19 protein-coding genes are annotated in these 21,730 nt (G+C 39.3%); 4 read left to right on the top strand and 15 right to left on the bottom strand.

The genetic code is table 11. The features are described from left to right. Positions 1 to 419 precede the first annotated feature (419 nt). The 10 genes from trxB to pyrE form a co-directional block, all read right to left on the bottom strand. Positions 420 to 1,388: a thioredoxin-disulfide reductase gene (trxB, locus tag ACWIB3_RS08495; protein ID WP_185212099.1), complete on the bottom strand. Its 969-nt coding sequence runs from the start codon at positions 1,386 to 1,388 to the stop codon at positions 420 to 422. Positions 1,389 to 1,407: 19 nt separating this feature from the next. Then, positions 1,408 to 2,352, bottom strand: coding sequence for an exonuclease domain-containing protein (locus ACWIB3_RS08500; protein ID WP_454291367.1), 945 nt, complete (start codon positions 2,350 to 2,352; stop codon positions 1,408 to 1,410). 104 nt (positions 2,353 to 2,456) lie between these two features. After that, on the bottom strand, positions 2,457 to 3,491 hold the full coding sequence (locus ACWIB3_RS08505) for a cytochrome c peroxidase (RefSeq protein WP_454291368.1): 1,035 nt from the start codon (positions 3,489 to 3,491) through the stop codon (positions 2,457 to 2,459). A gap of 58 nt (positions 3,492 to 3,549) precedes the next feature. Next, positions 3,550 to 4,416, bottom strand: a complete 867-nt coding sequence (locus ACWIB3_RS08510; RefSeq protein WP_185211880.1) for an MbnP family protein — start codon at positions 4,414 to 4,416, stop codon at positions 3,550 to 3,552. 64 nt (positions 4,417 to 4,480) lie between these two features. Beyond that, positions 4,481 to 4,858 carry a hypothetical protein gene (locus ACWIB3_RS08515; protein WP_185211879.1) on the bottom strand — a complete coding sequence of 126 codons (378 nt, stop codon included), beginning with the start codon at positions 4,856 to 4,858 and terminating at the stop codon, positions 4,481 to 4,483. A gap of 1 nt (position 4,859) precedes the next feature. Beyond that, positions 4,860 to 6,851: a TonB-dependent receptor gene (locus ACWIB3_RS08520; RefSeq protein WP_454291369.1), complete on the bottom strand. Its 1,992-nt coding sequence runs from the start codon at positions 6,849 to 6,851 to the stop codon at positions 4,860 to 4,862. Between the two features lie 5 nt (positions 6,852 to 6,856). After that, a complete protein-coding gene (locus tag ACWIB3_RS08525) occupies positions 6,857 to 7,780 on the bottom strand; it encodes a hypothetical protein (protein WP_454291370.1) in 924 nt (307 codons plus the stop codon). A gap of 146 nt (positions 7,781 to 7,926) precedes the next feature. Beyond that, the gene (locus ACWIB3_RS08530; protein WP_093095895.1) at positions 7,927 to 8,223 is read right to left on the bottom strand and encodes a hypothetical protein; all 297 of its coding nucleotides are present in this window, start codon (positions 8,221 to 8,223) and stop codon (positions 7,927 to 7,929) included. 1,477 nt (positions 8,224 to 9,700) lie between these two features. Beyond that, positions 9,701 to 10,099 (bottom strand): SRPBCC family protein, encoded by a 399-nt coding sequence (locus ACWIB3_RS08535; protein WP_185217849.1) that lies wholly within the window; start codon positions 10,097 to 10,099, stop codon positions 9,701 to 9,703. A gap of 3 nt (positions 10,100 to 10,102) precedes the next feature. After that, positions 10,103 to 10,750, bottom strand: coding sequence for an orotate phosphoribosyltransferase (gene pyrE, locus ACWIB3_RS08540; RefSeq protein ID WP_185211873.1), 648 nt, complete (start codon positions 10,748 to 10,750; stop codon positions 10,103 to 10,105). 22 nt (positions 10,751 to 10,772) lie between these two features. Between pyrE and ACWIB3_RS08545 the strand changes: the two genes are divergently transcribed. Continuing rightward, positions 10,773 to 11,360 carry an NUDIX hydrolase gene (locus ACWIB3_RS08545; protein WP_237235561.1) on the top strand — a complete coding sequence of 196 codons (588 nt, stop codon included), beginning with the start codon at positions 10,773 to 10,775 and terminating at the stop codon, positions 11,358 to 11,360. A gap of 49 nt (positions 11,361 to 11,409) precedes the next feature. Here ACWIB3_RS08545 and ACWIB3_RS08550 read toward each other — a convergent pair whose 3' ends face one another. The 3 genes from ACWIB3_RS08550 to ACWIB3_RS08560 all read right to left on the bottom strand — a co-directional run bounded on the left by ACWIB3_RS08550 (position 11,410) and on the right by ACWIB3_RS08560 (position 16,013). Then, complete coding sequence (locus ACWIB3_RS08550; protein ID WP_454291371.1) at positions 11,410 to 12,054, bottom strand: gluconate 2-dehydrogenase subunit 3 family protein; 645 nt, start codon at positions 12,052 to 12,054, stop codon at positions 11,410 to 11,412. A 10-nt stretch (positions 12,055 to 12,064) separates the two neighbouring features. Continuing rightward, positions 12,065 to 13,798, bottom strand: coding sequence for a GMC family oxidoreductase (locus ACWIB3_RS08555; RefSeq protein ID WP_185211870.1), 1,734 nt, complete (start codon positions 13,796 to 13,798; stop codon positions 12,065 to 12,067). A gap of 589 nt (positions 13,799 to 14,387) precedes the next feature. Next, positions 14,388 to 16,013: an ABC-F family ATP-binding cassette domain-containing protein gene (locus tag ACWIB3_RS08560; RefSeq protein ID WP_185211869.1), complete on the bottom strand. Its 1,626-nt coding sequence runs from the start codon at positions 16,011 to 16,013 to the stop codon at positions 14,388 to 14,390. 226 nt (positions 16,014 to 16,239) lie between these two features. Here ACWIB3_RS08560 and ACWIB3_RS08565 point away from each other — a divergent pair, with 226 nt between their 5' ends. Further along, complete coding sequence (locus ACWIB3_RS08565) at positions 16,240 to 16,614, top strand: PEGA domain-containing protein (protein WP_185211868.1); 375 nt, start codon at positions 16,240 to 16,242, stop codon at positions 16,612 to 16,614. 50 nt (positions 16,615 to 16,664) lie between these two features. On the opposite strand, the gene ACWIB3_RS08570 is transcribed toward ACWIB3_RS08565, so the two are convergent. Then, positions 16,665 to 17,621 (bottom strand): hypothetical protein, encoded by a 957-nt coding sequence (locus ACWIB3_RS08570; protein ID WP_313258186.1) that lies wholly within the window; start codon positions 17,619 to 17,621, stop codon positions 16,665 to 16,667. A 223-nt stretch (positions 17,622 to 17,844) separates the two neighbouring features. Between ACWIB3_RS08570 and ACWIB3_RS08575 the strand changes: the two genes are divergently transcribed. Both ACWIB3_RS08575 and ACWIB3_RS08580 read left to right on the top strand, forming a co-directional pair. Further along, positions 17,845 to 19,296, top strand: coding sequence for an alanine/glycine:cation symporter family protein (locus ACWIB3_RS08575; RefSeq protein WP_254529949.1), 1,452 nt, complete (start codon positions 17,845 to 17,847; stop codon positions 19,294 to 19,296). Between the two features lie 356 nt (positions 19,297 to 19,652). Then, positions 19,653 to 20,978, top strand: a complete 1,326-nt coding sequence (locus ACWIB3_RS08580) for a Na+/H+ antiporter NhaC family protein (RefSeq protein WP_454291372.1) — start codon at positions 19,653 to 19,655, stop codon at positions 20,976 to 20,978. 16 nt (positions 20,979 to 20,994) lie between these two features. On the opposite strand, the gene ACWIB3_RS08585 is transcribed toward ACWIB3_RS08580, so the two are convergent. Further along, a complete protein-coding gene (locus ACWIB3_RS08585) occupies positions 20,995 to 21,711 on the bottom strand; it encodes an AAA family ATPase (protein WP_313258192.1) in 717 nt (238 codons plus the stop codon). Positions 21,712 to 21,730 lie beyond the last annotated feature (19 nt).

Below are 21,730 nucleotides of genomic sequence, written 5' to 3' on the forward strand. Positions count from 1 at the left end.
GTTCTTTCCCCAAATCTTGGTACATCCTCTCATCCATTTAATCCTGGTTCTTTCCCCAAATCTTGGCACATCCTCTCATCCATTTAATCCTGGTTCTTTCCCCAAATCTTGGTCTATCCTCTCATCCATTCAATCCTGGTTCTTTCCCCAAATCTTGGTACATCCTTTCATCCATTTAATCCTGGTTCTTTCCCCAAATCTTGGTACATCCTCTCATCCATTTAATCCTGGTTCTTTCCCCAAATCTTGGCACATCCTCTCATCCATTTAATCCTGGTTCAAACATCAAAAAGAGCCTCTCTAAAAATTAGAAAGGCTCTTCATTATTAAATATTTCAAAACACCAATTAAAAAAATCTAATAGACTCCCTTACAATCGGCGAAATAAAAGATCTGTTGTCTAATGTCTTATGTCTATATTAAGAAAGCACCACGTCTTCCTTAGCCATTAAATAGCGCTCTGCTTCTAATGCAGACATACAACCAGTTCCTGCAGCTGTGATCGCTTGACGGAAAACATGGTCTTGAACATCTCCACAAGCAAAAACACCAGGGATATTGGTAGCCGTACTATCGGCTTTGGTTATCAAATAACCAGTTTCATCCATATCTAAGATCCCTTTGAACAACTCTGTATTTGGCTTATGACCGATAGCGACAAAGAATCCCGTAACATCTAGGTCTTGGAGATTTTTGCTTTCGTTATTGATCACTCGTACTCCGGTTACCACTTGACCATCTCCTAAAATCTCTACTGCTTCCGTATTATAAAGAACTTCAATGTTTGGCGTATTGTTCACACGATGAACCATTGCTTTAGAAGCGCGGAATTCATCACGACGAACCAACATATAAACCTTTCTACAAAGCTTAGCTAAGTAAGTTGCTTCTTCAGCGGCCGTATCTCCAGCTCCTACAATGGCAACATCTTGACCTTTGTAGAAAAATCCATCACATACAGCACAAGCCGAAACACCAAATCCGTTATATTTTTCTTCCGAATCCAATCCTAACCATTTCGCAGTTGCACCCGTAGCGATAATAACAGTTTCAGCCTCAACGGTCTTAACCCCATCAATCTCTACCTTATGGATTCCACCATCCGTTGAAAAATCAACCTTCGTAGCATATCCAAAACGTACATCTGTTCCAAAACGCTCAGCTTGAGCACGTAAATCCTCCATCATTACCGGACCAGTGATTCCCTGTGGGTAACCCGGAAAATTATCAACTTCTGTAGTCTGGGTCAATTGTCCTCCCGGAACCATACCCGTATAAATAACAGGTTTTAAATCAGCACGTGCAGCGTAAATGGCAGCAGTGTATCCAGCAGGTCCTGATCCTATAATTAAACAGGAAATACGTTCAATCTCTTGTTCTTTATTCATCATAATATTGAATGGTTCTTTATTTTTTAAATTTATCTTGCAAACCCTTTAACATATCATTGGTAATGGGTTTACTTGGCTCTGGTTTCCTTTCCGGTTTTTTAAAATCCTTACTTGGACTTGTTGCTTGGACCGGATTGTTTACCCTTGCCTCTCTTTTCTTGTTTTTATGCTCGTTCCAAATTCCTTCCAATACCTTCTTGGTATACAATGGGAAATCTCCATTTTGCATCCAAGCATAATAGCTCGGTTCAACATCAAAAACATCAACAACTTTTTTCCCTTTGTGTTTTCCAAAGTTAATGCTTGCATCGCCATCCGCATCAAAGACCAAACGTCCGGCAAAATCCACCGGTCTGCTCAAGTTGGTAAATGAATGCAAAGCTTCAACGTCATTAACTACAGGTACAGAAACAACCCCATGCTTATCCTCATATTCTACATTTTCATATTTAGACAACTGTGCTTTCAAGACTTCATAGGTTGCTCTTACATCGGCCTCAGCAGTATGGGCATTGTCTAGACTTTCATTGCAATAAAACTTATAAGCCGCCTTTAGCGTTCTCTGCTCCATCTGGTGAAAAATGTTCTGTACATCGACAAAGGACCTTCCCTCTAAAGAGAAGTCAACCCCTGCGCGTAAAAACTCTTCCATTAACATTGGAACATCAAACTTGTTTGAATTGTATCCTGCTAAATCCGCATCTCCAATAAAATCAGCAACTTCTTTCGCCCTCGCTTGGAAATTCGGCAAATCCTTTACGTCTTCATCATAAATCCCATGAAACATAGAAGACTCAGCCGGAATCGGAATCTCAGGGTTCACCTTCATTGTCAACGTCTCTTCTTTTCCACCTGGACTGACCTTCAATATGGAAAGCTCTACAATTCTATCACTTGACACTTGGACACCCGTAGTTTCCAAATCAAAAAATGCCAACGGGCGCTTTAAGTTTAACTCCATTTTCTATTTAATGTTATGCTCATGCAAATATGACAAAAATACAAAATCTATTGCTCACAAAAGACCAATTAAACCAACAATAAGTGTTTTGAATGTAAAATCAATTATTTTCGAGCAACAAAAGAATGATCGCTCAATGTTTTCAGGAAAGCGATGATGTCTGCTTTCTCTTCTTCACTCATAGGTAACCTATTCCCATTTGCCTTAAAAATAGGATCTAAATTCTCTGCATACAAAACACCTTGATCCATATAATCTAATACGTCTTTTAACGTCTTAAATTGCCCAAAGCTCCCATAAGGCGCAGTAAATTCAATATTTCTCAACGAAGGGACCCGATAGCTCATCCAATCTTTTGGATCTCCCGTTACTCGTGCTCTTCCCGCCTCTTCTGTATCAGGGTTAATCGGGAAACCAATATTCCGAAAGCTCTGATCGGTAAACAGCCCTGTTCCATGGCAACTTTTACATTTCGCCTCAAACACTCTTAACCCTTTTTCCTCCGACTCGGTAAATTGCTCCCTACCTTGATGGACAACCCTATCGTATTTACTATTTGCACTGATCAATGTATATTCAAATTGAACTATGCTTCTATAAATTCGGTCAGCAGTGATTTGTTCATCGCCAAATGCCTTCCTGAACATCTCTTTATAGGTAGGATCATCCCGAAGTTTAGCAATGACTTCCATGATCGATGAATTCATCTCTTCATGAGTAATGATAGGCACCAAAGGCTGTTTCTCTAGTTGAAGGATATTACCATCCCAATTATAATGCCTCATAAAGGCCATGTTTTGGACAGCAGGCGTATTTCTTAGCCCAACTCGATTGTATACCCCTATAGATTTAGGATTCTCATCCGCAAATGCCTTTTCAGGCTGATGGCAAGAAGCACAGGAAATCGTATTATTTCCACTGAACCTTTTTTCATTGAAGAGCAGCTTCCCAAGTTCCACTCCATATTTTGTAGGCTTATTCCCCTGAACCGAAGAATTCATCGCAGGAAAATCCATAGGGATATCCAAAGGTATTTCAGGATTGTCAAATGGAATTTCTTCAATTTCTTCCCTGTCTTGACAGGAACTCACAAATCCAAGCACAAGGAATAGAACGACTAACCATTTTATCTTTCTCATATGGAAAAAATAAAAGAAAGAGCCTTCCTTACTCTCGAATAAGAAAGGCTCTAATGTATTAATTTTCTACCTTGCTAATGGAGAACATACCTGAAAGGTCGCTACTTCCATTTCCACCTAAATTGTCAACGAATTTCACCATCTGCACAGCAGTATGGATATTCGGCGTAGCATTGTCACCCATTCCAGTACCCGTTGACAAGGTAATGGTATTGGTCTTTCCACTTAATAACTTATCAAAATCAGCATTGATGGTGATTTTTGGAGAAGTACGTCCTACAGTAGCTACTGAAGTCAGATTCAAAGAAATTTCTCTATAGGCATCTACTCCTTGGGTATAAGCTCCTTCTTTACCTTCAACTGTACTACCGGTATGGATAGACATCTTTTTATGATCTGCTCCATAGAAACCTTCAAGTTTAGTAAAACGGTAGCCTGAACCCCACTCCCACATCATTTCGGTATCATTGGCACCTGCCGCCTTATAAAAATTAGGGAACTTGGTTTCATCCAAGGTATTCAATTCCTGCTTTACACCCAGACCAAATTTGATCTGTTTGTACTCTCCTGAAGGGATATTGCTCAACACAAAATCTAAAGTCGTCGCTTTAGCTTGATTGATTACAGCAGCCCCTTTATCTAGATCATTAATGTTATATGGGATTTCCGTACCTTCTGCTTTGATCAAACGAATGTTACTGATTACATACTTGATTTCAGAGAACTGATGTACCTGTCCGGCAGCTGAAGTGTTTTGGCTTGCGGTACTGCTATTTGCATCACCAAGTACGATACTTTTCCCCTTAAAGGTATTATCAAAGTGTAAAGTAATATTATTGGCTACTGGATCAACATTATCCTTAGAACAGGACACGAACAAAGAAACAGCAAGTAAAGCAGCAATATATTTGATTGAATTTTTCATTAGATTAATTTCTTAATTATTTTAATTATTTGATTTTTATAACATTAACTTCTCTTATATAAACTTATACTATATACCAGATAGGCGGTGGTATAAAAATCTCCCTTAAGGGTTCCTTATAATAGACTTCTTGATAACCAGTGATTACTTCACTGCATTCCGAATCATAATCACTTAAAATAAATTCAAAATCTGTGGCAACGAGCATATCTACCCTAGGATAATTCTTGGGGGGTGCTGTTTCTGAATTTTCCTGATCTTCCAATTGTTTTTTCAAATGACAAAGTCCATGGCATTGCATCTCGGGCTTATTTTTGTTCTCGCAATAAGCCATTTCAATCTTTTCTTGGTTGAGCTTAAAGTGCATAACGATTATAGCCTGCTGAAAACCGACCAGCACAGACAATAACATCAATAAACCACTTATTACTCGAACCAACATCTTAGAAGCTTAATTTTATGGACGTAAAAATATTCCTTCCCATTCTTGGGATATTTCCCCAGTCTGCATAAGTGCTGTAATATTCATTGAATAGGTTTTCAGCTCCGACCTGAACCATGGCTGTATACTTCCCAAAGGTCAGGTTATAGTCTGCCGACACATTCCATACCTGATAGGCCGATGTGAGGTCTTCACCATACTCAGGGCTATAATTTCGCTGTTCCATGTCGCCATTTAGGGAGGTCTGAATTCCAAACTGCTTATACATGTAATGTATGGAAGTCTGATAGCTCAATGGCCTGATAAAAGGTAGGTTTCCGCCTCTTTCATCTGTTGCACGGGCATAGGTTACATTCCCTTTCCAATGCAGGTGTGGCAGGATATCATAATTAGCATTTAAACTGAAATTGAAAATCCTGGCATGATCTAAAGAGGAATATCCTTTTACTCCTACCGATTGGTAGTTCATCGGGCTCCCTAAGCTTAAGATCCTTCCTACGATATAGTTTTGAATGTAGAAATAGTTAACCTTTGCATCGATCCCCATTCTTTCTGTCTTGTAACCGGCACTCGCATTTCCTTCAAAGGATATTTCATTTTTCAGATCTGGATTACCGATATAATCGTAGCGATCAAAACTATTGTAGATATAATAACCATAACCTTCTGATACCGACGGCGCTCGCTGTCCATAACCTGTTCCCACAGAAAAATTAAACCTCTCAACGCTTAAGTCATAACTGGCATGTAAGCCTGGAAGGATCCTACTCTTTTCCTGAGGAGTGCCTGGGTGAAAAATCCAGTTAAATTCCACATACTTGGAATGGTTATAGTTATAGCCCAATGATCCACCAAAATTTAATCTGCTATTTTCCGTAAAATCATAGGAATTGTTCATCGATACACTGGCAAATCTGCTAGTTACCCAAGGCCAACTGTAGGCAAACATGGTTTTCTTGCTACGATCCTGTGGATACATGGTCATTTCTGCAATCGATAGGTTCTGATAGGCATTCAATTGGATATCTGAACTGTACCGACCTTCTTTGAGGTTCACACTAGACACCAGACCAAATGTATTGCTCCAACCAGGCATATCCATATGAACAAGATTTTCCGGTCTTTTGGTATCGTCCATATAATGTTCGATGGCATTAAAATAGACTTTGGTATCCCAAACTTTAAATAGGCCCTCCTCAAACAATTGTTTATAGGCAACTGAAGTAATGATTGCCCTGGAAAGCCATAGGTCCATTGGTAAGGCAGGATAGCCTACATCATTAGCTTGGTCAAAGATTGCATCTACTCGGATGGATGAAAGATCACTGGTCTTATAGGCAAGTCCAAGTGAACTATTGAACTTCCGGTATTGCGAATGCTTGACCTCCTCATTATTCCCATCAAGATAATTGCCTGCTTTACGATAGGCAACACTTGCGTCCGCTACAAACTTATCGCTACTATAGGAAAGGTTGCCTAAGTTAAAGAATTGGTTATTGTTGAACTCAAAGCCACTTTGGTAAGAGCCTTTATAATATGAAACGCTATCAAATGCCGTACTTTTTCGCTTCAGATCAATGCTTCCAGAAACTGTGGCTCCATGCATGCTTCCTTCTTGACCAGATTTGATATCAATGGTTGACAGATTATTGCTCTCCACATAGGAAGTAATGGGATCCATTTTATCTGTACAGGCGCCAAAAATATGCATCCCGTCAATGGTAATGGTCGAACGTTCCGAGCTCATATTGTTCAGCATGGGCTCCCAAGCATAAGCCCCCCTCTTGATAAAACTGATCTTATCTGATGAGGCTAGGAATTCATCCACCGAAACAGCCATTTTCATTTCCGTCTCAATCTTTCGTTTCCGAACCCCTTTTACTTTAACCTCTTCAATCTTTTGAACCGTATCTTGTTTATTCCTTAATGTATCCTGTGCTTGAGATTGTAGGGAAATAAGGATAAGCACAAGGATGGAAATGATTTTACGCATAGCTTTTAGAATAATATATCAATGAACAGTTCACTTTTTTTACCTTCCACACCTGGTGTAAAATCCTTTGGAACCTCAGTTCCCTTAAGTATTTTTCCGTTTTGGTTCATGAAAATGAAATTCAAGGTCCAATTTCCGGTCATGGTATAGTTTACTACGCCATGATAAAAACCGTCTTCCCCTTGAACTAAGTCCTTATTATTTGGCGAGGAATGGTTTCCCATGGAAGGTTCAGGCATCCTAGGATCCAATTTCAAGGTAAAACCTTTGACTTCAGAATAATTGAACTGACTTGGATCAGGAAACTCTGTCTTTGAGGGAGTCAAAGGTTTATTGTACTTGTACACTGCTGCCAACAAGTTGTTTTCAGCTACTTTTGGAGACCGAGGCCCCAAGAGTGCAATAAAATATTGTTCATTGTCATTTCCGAAAAAGGAAACCATGTTCAGGTTTTTATTGGTCTGTTCTTTTACTGTAATCGGTTCCTTGATCAGCAATTCTTGCATTCCAACGTTCATCCTGATATACAGGTCCCATTTATTTTCATTACTGCTGAGCTCTGTAAATACAGCGAAGGCAGCATAGAACTTCTCCTCTGAATTATATGTCAATTGATAGCGATGAGGACATGACACTTGTTTACCCTCTACCCCTGTCATAATCGGTAAAAAGCCAAGCGATGCAGCATTGACCTCTGCATTGCTTTGTATATTAAAAACTCTGATCCTAAGCTCATTATACCCTTTGGTCAAAGTACCATTCAAAGCCTCTACACTTACTTTATAGCCATTTTTTTCAAAGGAATAGGCTTCCTTAAATTCCAGTTTTTCAGGTTCTTCTGTGCCAATTTCAGCTTCATAATCTGTTTTTTCTTTTGTACAGGATATGAATAATAGGCACAGCGAAATAATCAATATTATTTTCTGCATTATTAAATAGGTATTGCTGTTTTAAAAATGAAAAGAAGGGCAGTAAGAGGGAATTCAGAAAAATTGCACAAAGACCAACAAATGCATCATGCGCATGAGGATCAATTTTAATAAAATTCCATAAAGGGCTGTCCTACTGCTAAGGATTAAGCAATTGGGGGACGGAAAAGCGGATTGCTGAATTCAAATCTATATTCAGAGATGTAAATTGGAAGAGGCTTTTCAACAGGCTCTTCAACCGTAATAGGTTTGATCAACGTACTGAATTCTTTATGAACATAATGCGAACTATATTCATAGACCACGAAATTCTTTTTGGATTCTTTTTTCTCTTTGTCTCTGATCTTTTGCATCAACACACACTGACCATTACAATGTAAATCTGGGCGACTCTTGTTGATACAGTTGGCAATGTAGTCCGGAAGATGAATCTCATACTCCATAGTCATGATACTGCGATAAAAAGATTGCAGTGTCAAACTCACTAATAGGATATATGTAAAGAAGAGTTTCAAATCTGGACTATTGTCTTTAGCAAATATGCCCCAAATATAAGGAAAGATTCTATCATAATAATAAAATTGAGGTATTATTTTATAGTATTTGAACTGGGATTCCCTTCGACGCCGCTCAGGGTAAAGGATGAGCGGATAGGGCAAGAATTGGTTTGAACCAGGATGCTAAGGATGAGAGGATGGACCAAGATCACACCGGAAAGGCAACACGCATTGTAAGCGACATATCGCATAGGTCCGCTTCATATTTTGAACATATTAAAAGTTTCCATTGGCGTATAGTTCCTGTACCTGCGGATAACTCCACACTGTCCCCCAGAGAAGTAAAAATTTGGGCTAAATTTATTGGAAGGTGATGACAGCTTGTTGGCAATGAAAATAAATTAACTCTTTTATTTTTTAAATATAGAACCCCCTTTGGGGTTCCATTATTTTAGCTGGCATGGCACGTTTGCCTGGAATTCGCGCAAAAACGATGTTCGATTAATCGAACATCGTTTTTGCATTAACCCTCTATAGTTCAACACCAATTCTAAAATAATTCTGCCCTTCCAGGGCAGTTGTTCGCCAAAAGAGAAATAAATCAGAAAAATAAATATAGGAGCTAAATACCTAAAAACAAAGATTTAACAAACATGTCATTGGTAGGCAGGAAGGGTCTCTGAACTTTACAAACATTGATTTCATTGGCGAACAGTTCCTGTACCTGCGGTACAGGATGACAGGAATTGTGAGAGGAGAAGAGGACAGATTCTTCGCTAATCGCTCAGAATCGCAAATATCCTAAAGAGGGATTCAGAGTGAAATGAAGAATCTATTTTTTATTTTTTTAGGATCGCTGTCATGCCGAATCGTAAGATGAGGGAACTATTATTTATTATTTTATGTCCATAAATGGGATTTTCAGAAAAATATTTCACCCACGCTGTGGGTTATCCGTTTAGCGATTCGATTTTCTACAAAGATGTCACCCCCGCTGGGGGTTCTAGACAAACTTCAAATATGTCATTGGTTACAATACGACTAGAAACCATTAATAATTTAATTGAATTAAAAAGTATTTATTCATCCTAAAGTGTAAAATAATTACAGAAATGTATTTGGCGGGCGTATGCGATACAGCCTACGAAACTTGATAAATGGAAAGCTAGTAATTGTTATTATCTTGGTTTATCCTCCCATCCCTTTAATCCTGGTTCAAAACCTAATCTTGGTTTATCCTCCCATCCCTTTAATCCTGGTTCATAACCTAATCTTGGCCCATCCTCTAATCCTTAGCATCCTGGTTCAAAACCTAATCTTGGCCCATCCTCTCATCCCATTCATCCTGGTTCAAAACCTTCCCTATCACAAAAAAAAGAGCAATTCTCATTGCTCTTCCCTATTTCATATCTTCAGGATATAACTATCCCAATACTGATTTCAATTTATCAACTTGAAAATCAACTAACTTCTGTAATGGACCAGAAGCCATCATTTTCATCATCATATTCAAACCTGCTTCGATCACGAATGTGGCACTGGTACTGTTATCGGAAGAAGGTTCCAATTTCCAACGTAATGTCAAAGGAAATGGTGCTTCTTCAATCGGCACACTTACCAATTCTTTGTTCTCTAATCTTTCACTGATACGTAGGGACAATTTAGCCATATTCTTGATGGTAAATCTTGCCTCATCGGCTGTTGAGCTCCAGTTAACGATGTTTTCTGGCATTAACTGCTCGTGATTGTTCATATCCGAAAGAAAATTATAAACCTCAGAAACGGGTTTATTGATTTCTACAGTATTTTGAATAATAGTCATAGTTTATAATTCTGGGTTCCAGTTTGCTGGATCAATTTTCCATTTCTCCAAAAGTTCAATATCCGATTCCAAGATATAGCTGTTAGAAGCGGCAACATGAATTAGGGCATCGTAGTTACACAAACTGTGGAAAGTGCATTTTGCTTCTTCAAAGTTTTTGCGTGCAACTTCTAGTCCGTAAGTAAAGATTGAAACCAATCCCACAACGTTACAACCTGCATCACGCAATGCTTTTACGGCTTGCAAACTGCTTTTTCCGGTAGATACCAAATCCTCAATGACAACAACACGCTGACCACTGATAACTTCACCCTCAATCAGGTTCTGACGACCATGATCCTTTGCACTGCTGCGTACATATGAAAAAGGTAAGCCTAAATCTTGCGCAACTAATACTCCTTGAGGGATCCCTGCAGTCGCTACTCCCGATATCATATCAACTGAACCAAACTCCTCTTGAATCAATTGTGACAACTTTTGACGGATGTATGTACGGATAGCTGGATGCGATAACGCAACGCGATTATCACAATAAATTGGTGACTTCCATCCAGACGCCCAAGTAAAAGGGTTTTTAGGTTGTAATTTTATTGCTTTAATTTGCAATAAGGATTCAGCAACTTTTTGTTCAACCTCATTTAAATAATTCATGGCACAAATTTATAAAATTTATATGAACCAATCTCTGTTAATTTTGGCAGATTTTACCCCTCATATTAAAGAAAACGTTCAAACAATTGGTTTACAAGACATTGATCTGGAAAAACTTTTCAACGACTCCGCTCACAGCACAGATAAATCTGTGTACCTATACATACACCCTAATATCAGAAAAGTTTTTAAAAAGATATTATCTACAACCCGTATCGTTAAAGCTGCCGGTGGATTAGTGACTAATGGTAATGGTGAATACCTCTTCATACATCGCCTTGGAAAGTGGGACTTGCCTAAAGGTAAGGTCGAAGAAGGTGAAAAAATGAAAGATGCCGCCCTCAGGGAAGTCGAAGAAGAGTGCGGAATTGAAGTCGATTACCTAGGTAAAAAGGTGGCAACAACCTACCATACCTATTATATGCGCAATAAATTCGTACTGAAACAGACTAAATGGTACCAAATGGGTGTTAACAAAATCCCTAAACTGACACCTCAACTCGAAGAAGATATCGATCAGGCGGAATGGTTAAAATCCTCCGAACTGAAAAAGGTTAAGGAAAACACCTACCCTCTGATCTTGGAAATCGTGGAAACAATCAAAAAATAAACAGAAAGGGAGCTGAAATTCAGCTCCCTTTCCAATTTTTTTGATATTCCTATCCAAAAAACTTTTCTGGATCGAAACCGTATTGTTTCAAGACATCTGCAGGTACGCCATTCCAAACTCCTGGTTTGTTACCTACGTATCCAATATCCTTCACGCCCATTTCACTGGTAAAGAATCCCGTTGAAGTCAGGTCACGCATCAAGGAAAAGAAGGCTACTCCTTGGGCCATTTCTGGTTTAGCTTTTTGCGGGTAGGCAATTTCATCAACCATCGCAATCTGCTGTTCCTTCTTACATTTTACAAATGCATTTCCATACGTTTTTTGACATTGTACATCAAGCCATTTCAAGCCTCCACGTAAAGGAGTTTGATAGCTCGGGATATCCTTGGACATAAACTCGATAAAGGCCGGTACACCAGCCTCTGAGGCACTACCTGAAACATCATCTTTTGGAATAATGATATCCGCCAATACCGTGATGGTCGCCATTTCATGATCCGTAAAGAACTTCTCAGCCATTAAGGCTTCTGTACGTTTATATTCAAATTCCTGAACCCCCGGTAATTTTTCCGAACTGCCAGCGGCAGCTTTTCCTGCTTGCCCCGAACTTTTGTCATCTTTACAGGATGCGGCCAATACACCAGATCCTGCTGCAAGTAGCCCTAAGGCTTTAAGTGAATCTCTTCTATTCATCGCTTTTGGGTTATGCTAATTTTTTGTTTTCTTCTAAAATATATTCTGCTGTACGCATCGACAAGGCCAAGATGGTCCAAGTCAAGTTTTTATCGCCCTGTTGAACAAATGGTCCAGCATCCACCACATATACATTCTTACAGTCATGCGCCTGCCCCCATTTATTCAAAACTGAAGACTTAGGGTCATTCCCCATTCTGGTTGTTCCGCCTTCATGGATGATCTTTCCTGGAGCCTCTAGACCATATAAGGTATCAGCACCTGGAATATTGGAGGTAATGATTGCTCCCATCTCATGCATGATCGATTGGAAAGTATCTTGCATATGCTTCGCCTGTGCAATTTCCTCATTGGCCCATTTATAATGGAACCGCAAAACTGGAATACCAAACTTATCGACCTTGCTTGGATCAATTTCACAATAGTTGTCTTTCCTCGCCAAAGCTGTACCCCGACCTGCCATTCCCACGTTTGCCCCGTAGAAACGACGGTAATCGTTTTTCAACCCTGCGCCATAACCTCCCATATCTTTTTTAGCACCATCTGCTCCTGGAACCATTCCGTTTACATTAGGTACCCAGTTCATAAATCCGTAGGATGGCATATGTAAACCGCCACCATACTCAATATGATAACCTCTAGGGAAATTCAATTTCTTATTGTCTTCCCACCAAGGAGAATAGATATGCACACTTCCGGTACCATCTTCGTTATAGCGTTTTCTATCCAAAAGTTCAGGGATAAATCCGCCTAAGCTTGCCCCCGTAGAGTCATGTAAATATTTCCCAACAAGTCCACTGCTGTTTCCAATTCCACCTGGATGCGCCTTAGATTTTGAATTCAACAAGAGTCTGGCACTTTCACAGGCACTTGCACCAAGGATAACTTTCTTACCTTTTACGGAATACTCCTGAAGGTCTGTAGTGTTCACGTATGACACTCCTATTGCCAATCCTTCGTCATTGGTCAACACCTCACGAACCATGGCATTGTCAATCACTTTCAAATTACCGGTCTTCATTGCGGGAATAACCAAACATGATGAAGAGGAGAAATCCCCGTATACCTTACATGATCGACCACATTGCCCACAATAGAAACAGGTTCCCCTACCCTTAATTTCTGGTGACGCCTCTGTTAAAACCGCACCACGACCAGGAATAACAGGAACACCGGCTTTTTTAGCACCTTTATGGATGAACAATTCATTCAATCTTGGCTTAGGTGGTTTCATAAAGATTCCATCCGGTTCATTATGTATACCTTCTACCGTACCATAAATACCGATCATACGGTCTACACGGTCGTAATAAGGTTTAACCTCATCATAAGTAATAGGCCAGGCATCGGTAAGGCCATCTGTAGGTTGGAAGTCATCCGGTCCCATACGTAAGGAAATCCTTCCCCAGTGATTGGTTCTTCCACCTAACATCCTTGCACGGAACCATTCAAATTCTGTTCCTGCCACTTTGCTATAAGGCTCTCCTTCTAATTGCCAACCGCCATAAGCCGCATCAAAATCACCAAAAGGCCTTGTGACACCTGCCCCACGTCGTGGAGACTCCCATGGCCAGCGCATTTGCAATGCATCCTTTGCAGGATCAAAAAATGGCCCCGCCTCAAGCATCAGGACTTTTAGCCCTGCATTTGCCAAAATATATCCAGCCATACCGCCGCCAGCTCCTGACCCCACTACAATGGCATCAAAAACCTCAGGGTTTTCTTTAATTTGAAAAACACTCATAAACTTTTGTGATCTTGATTTAAATTCGGTTTAAATGATAGCATATTCTTGCTTATACTATTTAGCAACACTAAATATAGCAATTCTATCGCCTATTCCAAGTATCAATGGATAAAATTTTTGATACGTATTGATCAATTATTTTTCCTAGATGAATATTTTTACCCATAAAAATCCAAGCGGGATTGGCGAATCCATGCCCACAAATACAAGAATTCTAAAGGGCAATTTATCCCGACCTTATTCTGGATTCATTCGAGACATATTCGGGAACCGTTCAAATATTTCTACAGTATAAATGCAGATTCACCTTAAACATTTAGCGAATTTTCGGAATGTGTCTCGAATAAGGTCTAAATAAATCTTCAGTATAACATGGGGGGCAAGAATTTTGGCTACAAAAAAGATGTTGATGAAATGGGAACAAAAACGCATAGGAAAAATTTGAATTTTTCACCAAGGCTAATGAATGCTCCCCTTTATTGAAGCAAGATACAAAGTTTTAGGGAATCGTTTTTAAGACAGGCCTGCTCAACAAATAAAAAGGGACTGAATTTCTTCAGTCCCTAAAAAAAAATAAAAAAAATATTTATCGGTACATTTCTTCTCTTTGAGCTTTTACAGCTTCAGAATTAATGTATTCATCGTAAGTCATCAACTTATCAATAATGCCATTTGGCGTAAGTTCAATGATACGGTTGGCAACAGTTTGTGTCAACTCGTGATCTCGTGATGTAAACAGAACCGATCCTTTGAAATCATTGATACCGTTGTTCAATGCGGTAATCGATTCCAGGTCCAAGTGGTTGGTTGGTTCATCGAAAATCAAGAAGTTTGCCCCTTGAAGCATCATTCTAGAGAACATACAGCGCATTTTTTCACCTCCAGAAAGCACAGAACACTTCTTAAGTACTTCTTCTCCTGAGAAAAGCATCTTACCCAAGAAACCACGGATAAACTGCTCATCTGCATCAGGTTTAGTGGTATAATCTCTCAACCAGTCTACCAAGTTATCTGTTTTCCCTTCGAAGAATTCAGCATTATCGATTGGCATATCTGCAGGAGTAATGGTTACACCCCATTTAAATTCACCAACATAATCCTTATCACGTCCAGAAAGAACATCATAGAATGCAGAAGTGATCAAGTTATTCTCTGCTAATACAGCGATCTTATCACCTTTATTGACCATAAAGCTGATATTCTTGAAATATACTTCGCCATTTACGGTCTTGCCTAAATTTTCAACCGTCAGGATTTGATCCCCTGGATCTCTGTCCATCATATTGAACATAATCGCAGGATACTTTCTGTTTGATGGTTTGATATCCTCAATATTGATCTTGTCCAAAGCTTTCTTACGGGAAGTCGCCTGTTTGGATTTAGAAGCATTGGCTGAGAAGCGACGGATAAATTCCTGTAATTCCTTCACCTTATCTTCCATTTTCTTGTTTTGGTCAGCACGTTGTTTCAATGCCAATTGCGACGACTCATACCAGAACGTATAGTTACCGGAGTAGATAGTCATCTTACCAAAGTCGATATCGACGATATGGGTACAGACAGCATCTAAGAAGTGACGGTCGTGGGAAACAACCAATACGATCGCTTCATAGCTAGCAAGGAAGTCCTCTAACCAAGCGATGGTATTAATATCCAAGTCGTTGGTAGGCTCATCCAGGATTAAGATATCTGGATTACCAAATAAAGCCTGTGCCAAAAGGACACGAACTTTTTCATTACCATCCAACTCCTTAACTAATTTATAGTGAAGTTCTTCTTTAATTCCAAGGTTGCTCAGAAGGGTTGCTGCATTACTTTCAGCATTCCAACCATCCATCTCAGCAAAAAGGCTTTCCAATTCACCAGCTCTTTCACCATCAGCATCGGAGAAATCTTCTTTCATGTAGATTTCATCCTTTTCTTTCATCACCTTATATAGCTCTTGGTTACCCATCATTACCGTTTCGATAACAGAGAACTCATCAAATGCGTAGTGGTTCTGATTTAATACAGACATCCTCTCCCCCGGAGTGAAGGCTACTGATCCAGAAGTAGGATCTACTTCTCCAGAGATGATTTTTAAAAAAGTCGATTTTCCGGCACCATTCGCTCCAATAATACCGTAACAGTTTCCAGGAGTGAACTTTAAGTTGACATCTTCGAATAGGACACGTTTGCCATAACGAAGAGATAAATTCGAAACGTTAATCATGTCGCAAAGATACAGTTATTTATTGAGTTTGGGAAGGTAGTAAGCTGTCCTTTTTATCCCTTGATTCTGCACAATTTTCTAGCAATAATCTTAGTTTCATTTTGTTTCATGAACATTACAAAACAGTAGGTTAATTTTCTTAAAAATATTTAATAAACACCCTTTAAACCTTTCAAACCAGATGTAGTCAATACGATATACTTTAACAATTATTAATTATTTTAACATGAAAGCAGTATTTTTAATTGCCTTAGCATCTATTGTTTTATTCACAAGCTCATGCGGAACTATTTTTACGGGGACCAAGCAAGATGTCTTGATCAAATCTTATCCCAGTGGTGCTAAAATCCAAGTGGACGGGGTAGATCGAGGTGTCACTCCTGCCACTGTTTCCTTGAAGAAAGGATTTAATGGTCCAGTCATTACGTTAACCAAGGACGGCTATGAAAAGTACCAGTTCAATCCTGAAACTACTTTTAATACAGTTTCCATTTTAAACCTACTGGGCATGGTAGGTTGGGCCATCGATGCTGCAACTGGGGCAATGATGAAATATGACCCTAAATTCTATGAACTAGAATTGAAACCAGCAAATCAATAATTTTTAGATTTATCGAAAAAATGCCATGTTTTATTAAGCATGGCATTTTTTTATAGTCTTTCCAATTCAGCAGAGAGGGCTTTTAAATCCTGTTTCATCAAATTGATATTCGACTCCAACTGATCATACATATCTGCTCTGTTTTCCAACTGTTCGCTTGTATACTCTCCCCCTTCTCCAAAATAGAGTTCCAACATTTCTTTTTCAGATGATTTGGTAATTTGCCCGAAACTACTCCATTTCTGAACAATCTGTTCTCTTAGTGAAGTCTTGATCCCATTTTCAGGACTGGCGTAATTTAAATAATACCAAACTGCAGCGGGAAAGTTTTTCGAGGTTGCTGCTCCAAACCACACATCCCTCAAGGCATTTCTTTTATGGAAAAAATCTGTCTTTTCATCATTCAACAACATCATCACCCCAAAGGTGGCCTCAGCAACACCCGTTGAGATACCAACGACATGGCTAGCCCCCTCATCCTTGACCACACCTTCGGTCAAGATCGCACCCAAGGCACCGACTACGATGGCGGCAACAGTCAGTTTGGACTCTTTTCCTTGGATCTTTCCTTCGAGGTAATTGGCCACTTGGCTGGTCCGCTCCTCCTCACAGTCCATTTCAGAAGAAATGGCTGAAATTTCAAGTGAAGAGCTGTTGATCTTTTGATCGATAGCCTGTTTCAGTTCCAATAGTTCCAGTCTATAGCTGAGATCCTCAGGTTTAGGATTTTGTTTTAGCTCAGCATATTTAGAAACGGTCTTTAGAATACCTATGGCATTAGCCATATTTAGGCTACTGAAAGTCAATTTATTCGCCAACAATGGGGATACGTTCTGTTCATGGAGAGGAATAGGAAGGCTATCTACCTCATATTCATACACATTTTGCTGATTGCAATTGCTATGGTGCAGTAGATCTCTAATTTCAATGTTTTTGACTGAAGCGCAGGAATTCAGGAAAATAATTCCGGAAAACAGAATGAATATGGAATTTAACCTTAACATCATATTTTGGAGCAAATAATAGTCGTGTAATAATTAGACAATATTCTAGCTTGAAATCCATAATTCCAAGGGAATTTGAAAATTTTCGTCAAATGACAAGCTATTAACCTCAGGTACTGCGGAAGAATTCTTCCGAAAATCTTCAAATAATTAATTTGTGAGATTTTCTAAAAAAACCTTTACTTTACACAATAATTAGTGGCTAATAACTATTTAAACCAAATTAATGGATAATATTATCTCCTCGATCTCCAATCTAGTATGGAGTGAAGTTTTAATTTATTTGTGCTTATGCACAGGGCTTTACTTCTCCATTCGTACAGGATTCCTTCAAGTTACTTATTTAAAAGACATGCTAAGGTTGCTCTTCGCCAAGAAGAAATCAGATGAAGGCATCTCATCCTTTCAGGCCTTTGCCTTGGCAATTTCTGGTCGTGTCGGAACTGGAAATATCATTGGCGTAGCAACTGCAATATTCTATGGTGGCCCTGGTGCAGTATTCTGGATGTGGGTCATTGCCTTTTTAGGTTCAGCCTCAGCTTTCGTAGAAGCGACTTTAGGTCAATTGTACAAACAGAAAGAAGGCAATGAATTTAGAGGCGGTCCTGCTTTCTATATCGAAAAAGGACTAGGGGTTAAATGGTACGCAGCAATATTTGCTATTCTAACCATTGTAAGTGCTGGTTTACTGCTTCCCGGTGTGCAAAGTAATGCAATCGCTTCCTCAGCTTTCAACGCTTATCAAATCCCTCCTGCCTACACAGGAATTGCTATTGTAGGATTATTGGTCCTCATTATTTTCGGAGGAGTAAAACGTCTGGGTTCTGTAGCGGAGTTTGTTGTTCCATTTATGGCAGGTGGATATATCTTAATGACCTTAATCATCATTGGAATTAACTTCCAACAAATACCTGAAGTATTTGGACTTATCTTTAAAAGTGCTTTTAGTTTAGATGCGACTTTTGGAGGTATTATCGGTATGGCTATCGCTTGGGGGGTTAAGCGCGGAATCTACTCCAACGAAGCTGGACAAGGTACTGCTCCTCACGCAGCAGCAGCGGCCGATGTATCCCATCCTGCTCAACAAGGTTTGGTTCAGGCATTTTCTGTATATGTGGACACCTTATTTGTCTGTACTGCAACTGCTTTGATGATCTTATTTACAGGAATGTACAATGTAACAAATGTGGATGCTGCAGGGCAACCGACCACACTGCTCGTGGAAAACTTACCCAATGTAGATTATAATGGATTTACCCAAGCCGCCGTATCCCATCATTTCCCTGGATTTGGAAATGGATTCGTCGCTATTGCGCTCTTCTTCTTTGCGTTTACAACGATTATGGCCTATTTCTATTATGCAGATACCAACGTAGCTTACCTCGTAAAAAGTGAGAAAACAAGAAAAATCCTCGGTTGGATATTTAAGATTGTTTTTTTAAGTACCGTTTATTTTGGAACAGTTAGAACAGCTGATACTGCATGGGCAATCGGTGATATCGGCGTAGGTTTAATGGCCTGGACCAACATTATTGCCATCTTATTATTGAGCAAACCCGCCATGAAGGTTTGGAAAGACTATAAAAGCAAAAGAAAACAAGGAATTGAAGATCCTTCCTTTGACCCTAAGGCTATCGGAATAAAAAATGCGGATTTCTGGGAAAACAAAGAGGATTAAAATACCAGTGATATGAACAAAAAAGCGAGATTTGATGGCGTTATCAAATCTCGCTTTTTTGTTAATGAATCCCGAAGCAGGTAGTAGCAAACACTAAAACGAATGCCACTAATAACAACAGAATTAAAGTTGTCAATGGGGTTCTTTTCATTTCAATTGTTTTATGTTTATTCTGGTGATTGTAACTAAAGTTACACATTATTTCCTATTAGCAAAGCATCAAGGCTTTGAAAATCAGTTTATATGGCTAAAAATATGTCCAAATATAGCTTCATAAGGGAATCTCTATCCATGAAAGGTTTGATTGTCTGAATAATATGCTAATTTTGGGAAATTTTTTCATTTAATCTAAGCTTATGACTAAAGGCAATATTTGGGCCTTGTTACCACTCATCTTGTTTGTCGTGATTTACTTCGCAGGATCATTTATATTAGGTGATTTCTATGCCTTACCTGTTTTAGTAGTCTTTGTACTTTGTCTTTTCGTCGCCTTTTTTCAATTTCCTAAAAGAGCTTTTAATGAAAAATTAGCACATTTTGCGCAAGGAGCCGGAAATGAGAACATCTTGATCATGATCTTGATTTTCCTACTTGCTGGGGCATTCGGCGAAGTATCCAAAAATATAGGTGCCATCTCCTCCACCATCAACTTTGCCTTAACCTATATCCCTGCACAATATGTCATATCAGGTCTCTTTTTAGTTTCCTGTTTTATATCCACCTCATTAGGTACATCTGTTGGGACTATTGTAGCCCTTGCGCCTATTGCAGTTGGTTTGGATGAGAATATCAGTGGGATCATGCCTATTGCCTTGGCAGCGGTAATCGGAGGCTCCATGTTTGGAGATAACCTTTCCTTTATCTCCGATACCACCATTGCAGCCACCAGAACGCAGGGCGTCGGGATGAAAGAGAAATTTAAAGTGAATTTTAAAATGGTGCTGCCGGTTGCTATTATCGTAATGATCATCTATGCATTCCAAGGCAATCAAATGCTACATGATAGCTCAAACATGAATGTAGGGGATTTTGAACTGATCAAAATCCTTCCATATGTCTTGGTCTTTATCCTCGCTTTATCTGGGCTAAACGTGATATGGACCTTAGGAATCGGTATTTTAAGTGCTGCAATCATTGGCTTGAGCACTGATTCCATTGATTTCCTGACGGTTTTAAAATCCATAAATGATGGTTTTGCGGGCATGTTTGAATTAAGTATCCTTTGTTTGATCATCGGTGGTGTAGTTGGTATCATCAGGTTAAATGGTGGAATAGATTATCTATTGAATACGGTAACCAAACGCATTAATTCCAAGAAAAGGGCGGAGCTAAGCATCGCTTTTTTGGTTAGTTTGGTCAACCTAGCTATTGCTAATAACACGATCACCATTGTCATCGTAGGACCAATTGCAAAGGATATCTCAGATGAAAATGGTCTGGAAGGAAGTCGAGTTGCCAGTATATTGGATACGATTTCCTGTTTTATCCAAGGTTTAGTTCCTTATGGAGCGCAGATCCTTGCGGCAATGGCTGCGGCAAATGTGGTTCTTTCTGAAGAAGGAAGAGCATTACTTTCCCCGATTGATGTGATGCAATATTTGTATTATCCATTCTTGATGGGTATTGTGGCTTTCATGTTCATTATCTTCAGGAAGGAAAAACCACAGGTTCAGACGGCATAATCCTTAGACCATACTATTACAACATCCTGCCTTTCATGTCCAATTTCTTGATCAGATTGGATTTTACGATGGCATATAAGCTATCTTTTGCTTCTGCAAAAGATATTCCATAGCGCCTGGATTTAGGATGTAGCTCATCAGGAAATCTCGCCAATAAGGCATCATAATATTCATCAAGTGCTGTTTGATCCGGCATTTCATATTGAATCCTGATCTGGAACCTTCTGATCAAGGCCGTATCGATAATGTTTACATGGTTGGTTGCACAGATCAGCAATACATCTGCTGGTAAATAGTCAATCTGCTGGATAATGGAATTGACCAAGCGACGCATTTCCCCAACATCATTATCATCGTCACCCCTCGCCTTACCCAATTGGTCAAATTCATCCAAAAACAATACGGCTTTATCTCGTGCTGCACGATCAAATACCTGCTTTACATTTTGGGAGGTTTCTCCTATCCTGGAGTTGATCACATTACTCAGGTTCAGGATAATCAGAGGTTTTCCAAGGCTGTTTGCTATGGCCTTGGCGGTGGTAGTTTTACCGCAACCTGAATGACCAAACAAGAGGACTTTATTACTGACTGGTAGACCGTACTCATTTAACTCTTCAAAATAGCGATGCTCTTTAATAAGTTGATCGATCTTTGAACGGTTTTCTCCACTCAAGAATACATCATCAAGTAATACAAGGTCTTTATCCTTAATAATAAGGTCCTGAATATTCATAATTTCCTACTACTGTTTA

The organism is Sphingobacterium sp. NPDC055431 (assembly GCF_053644255.1).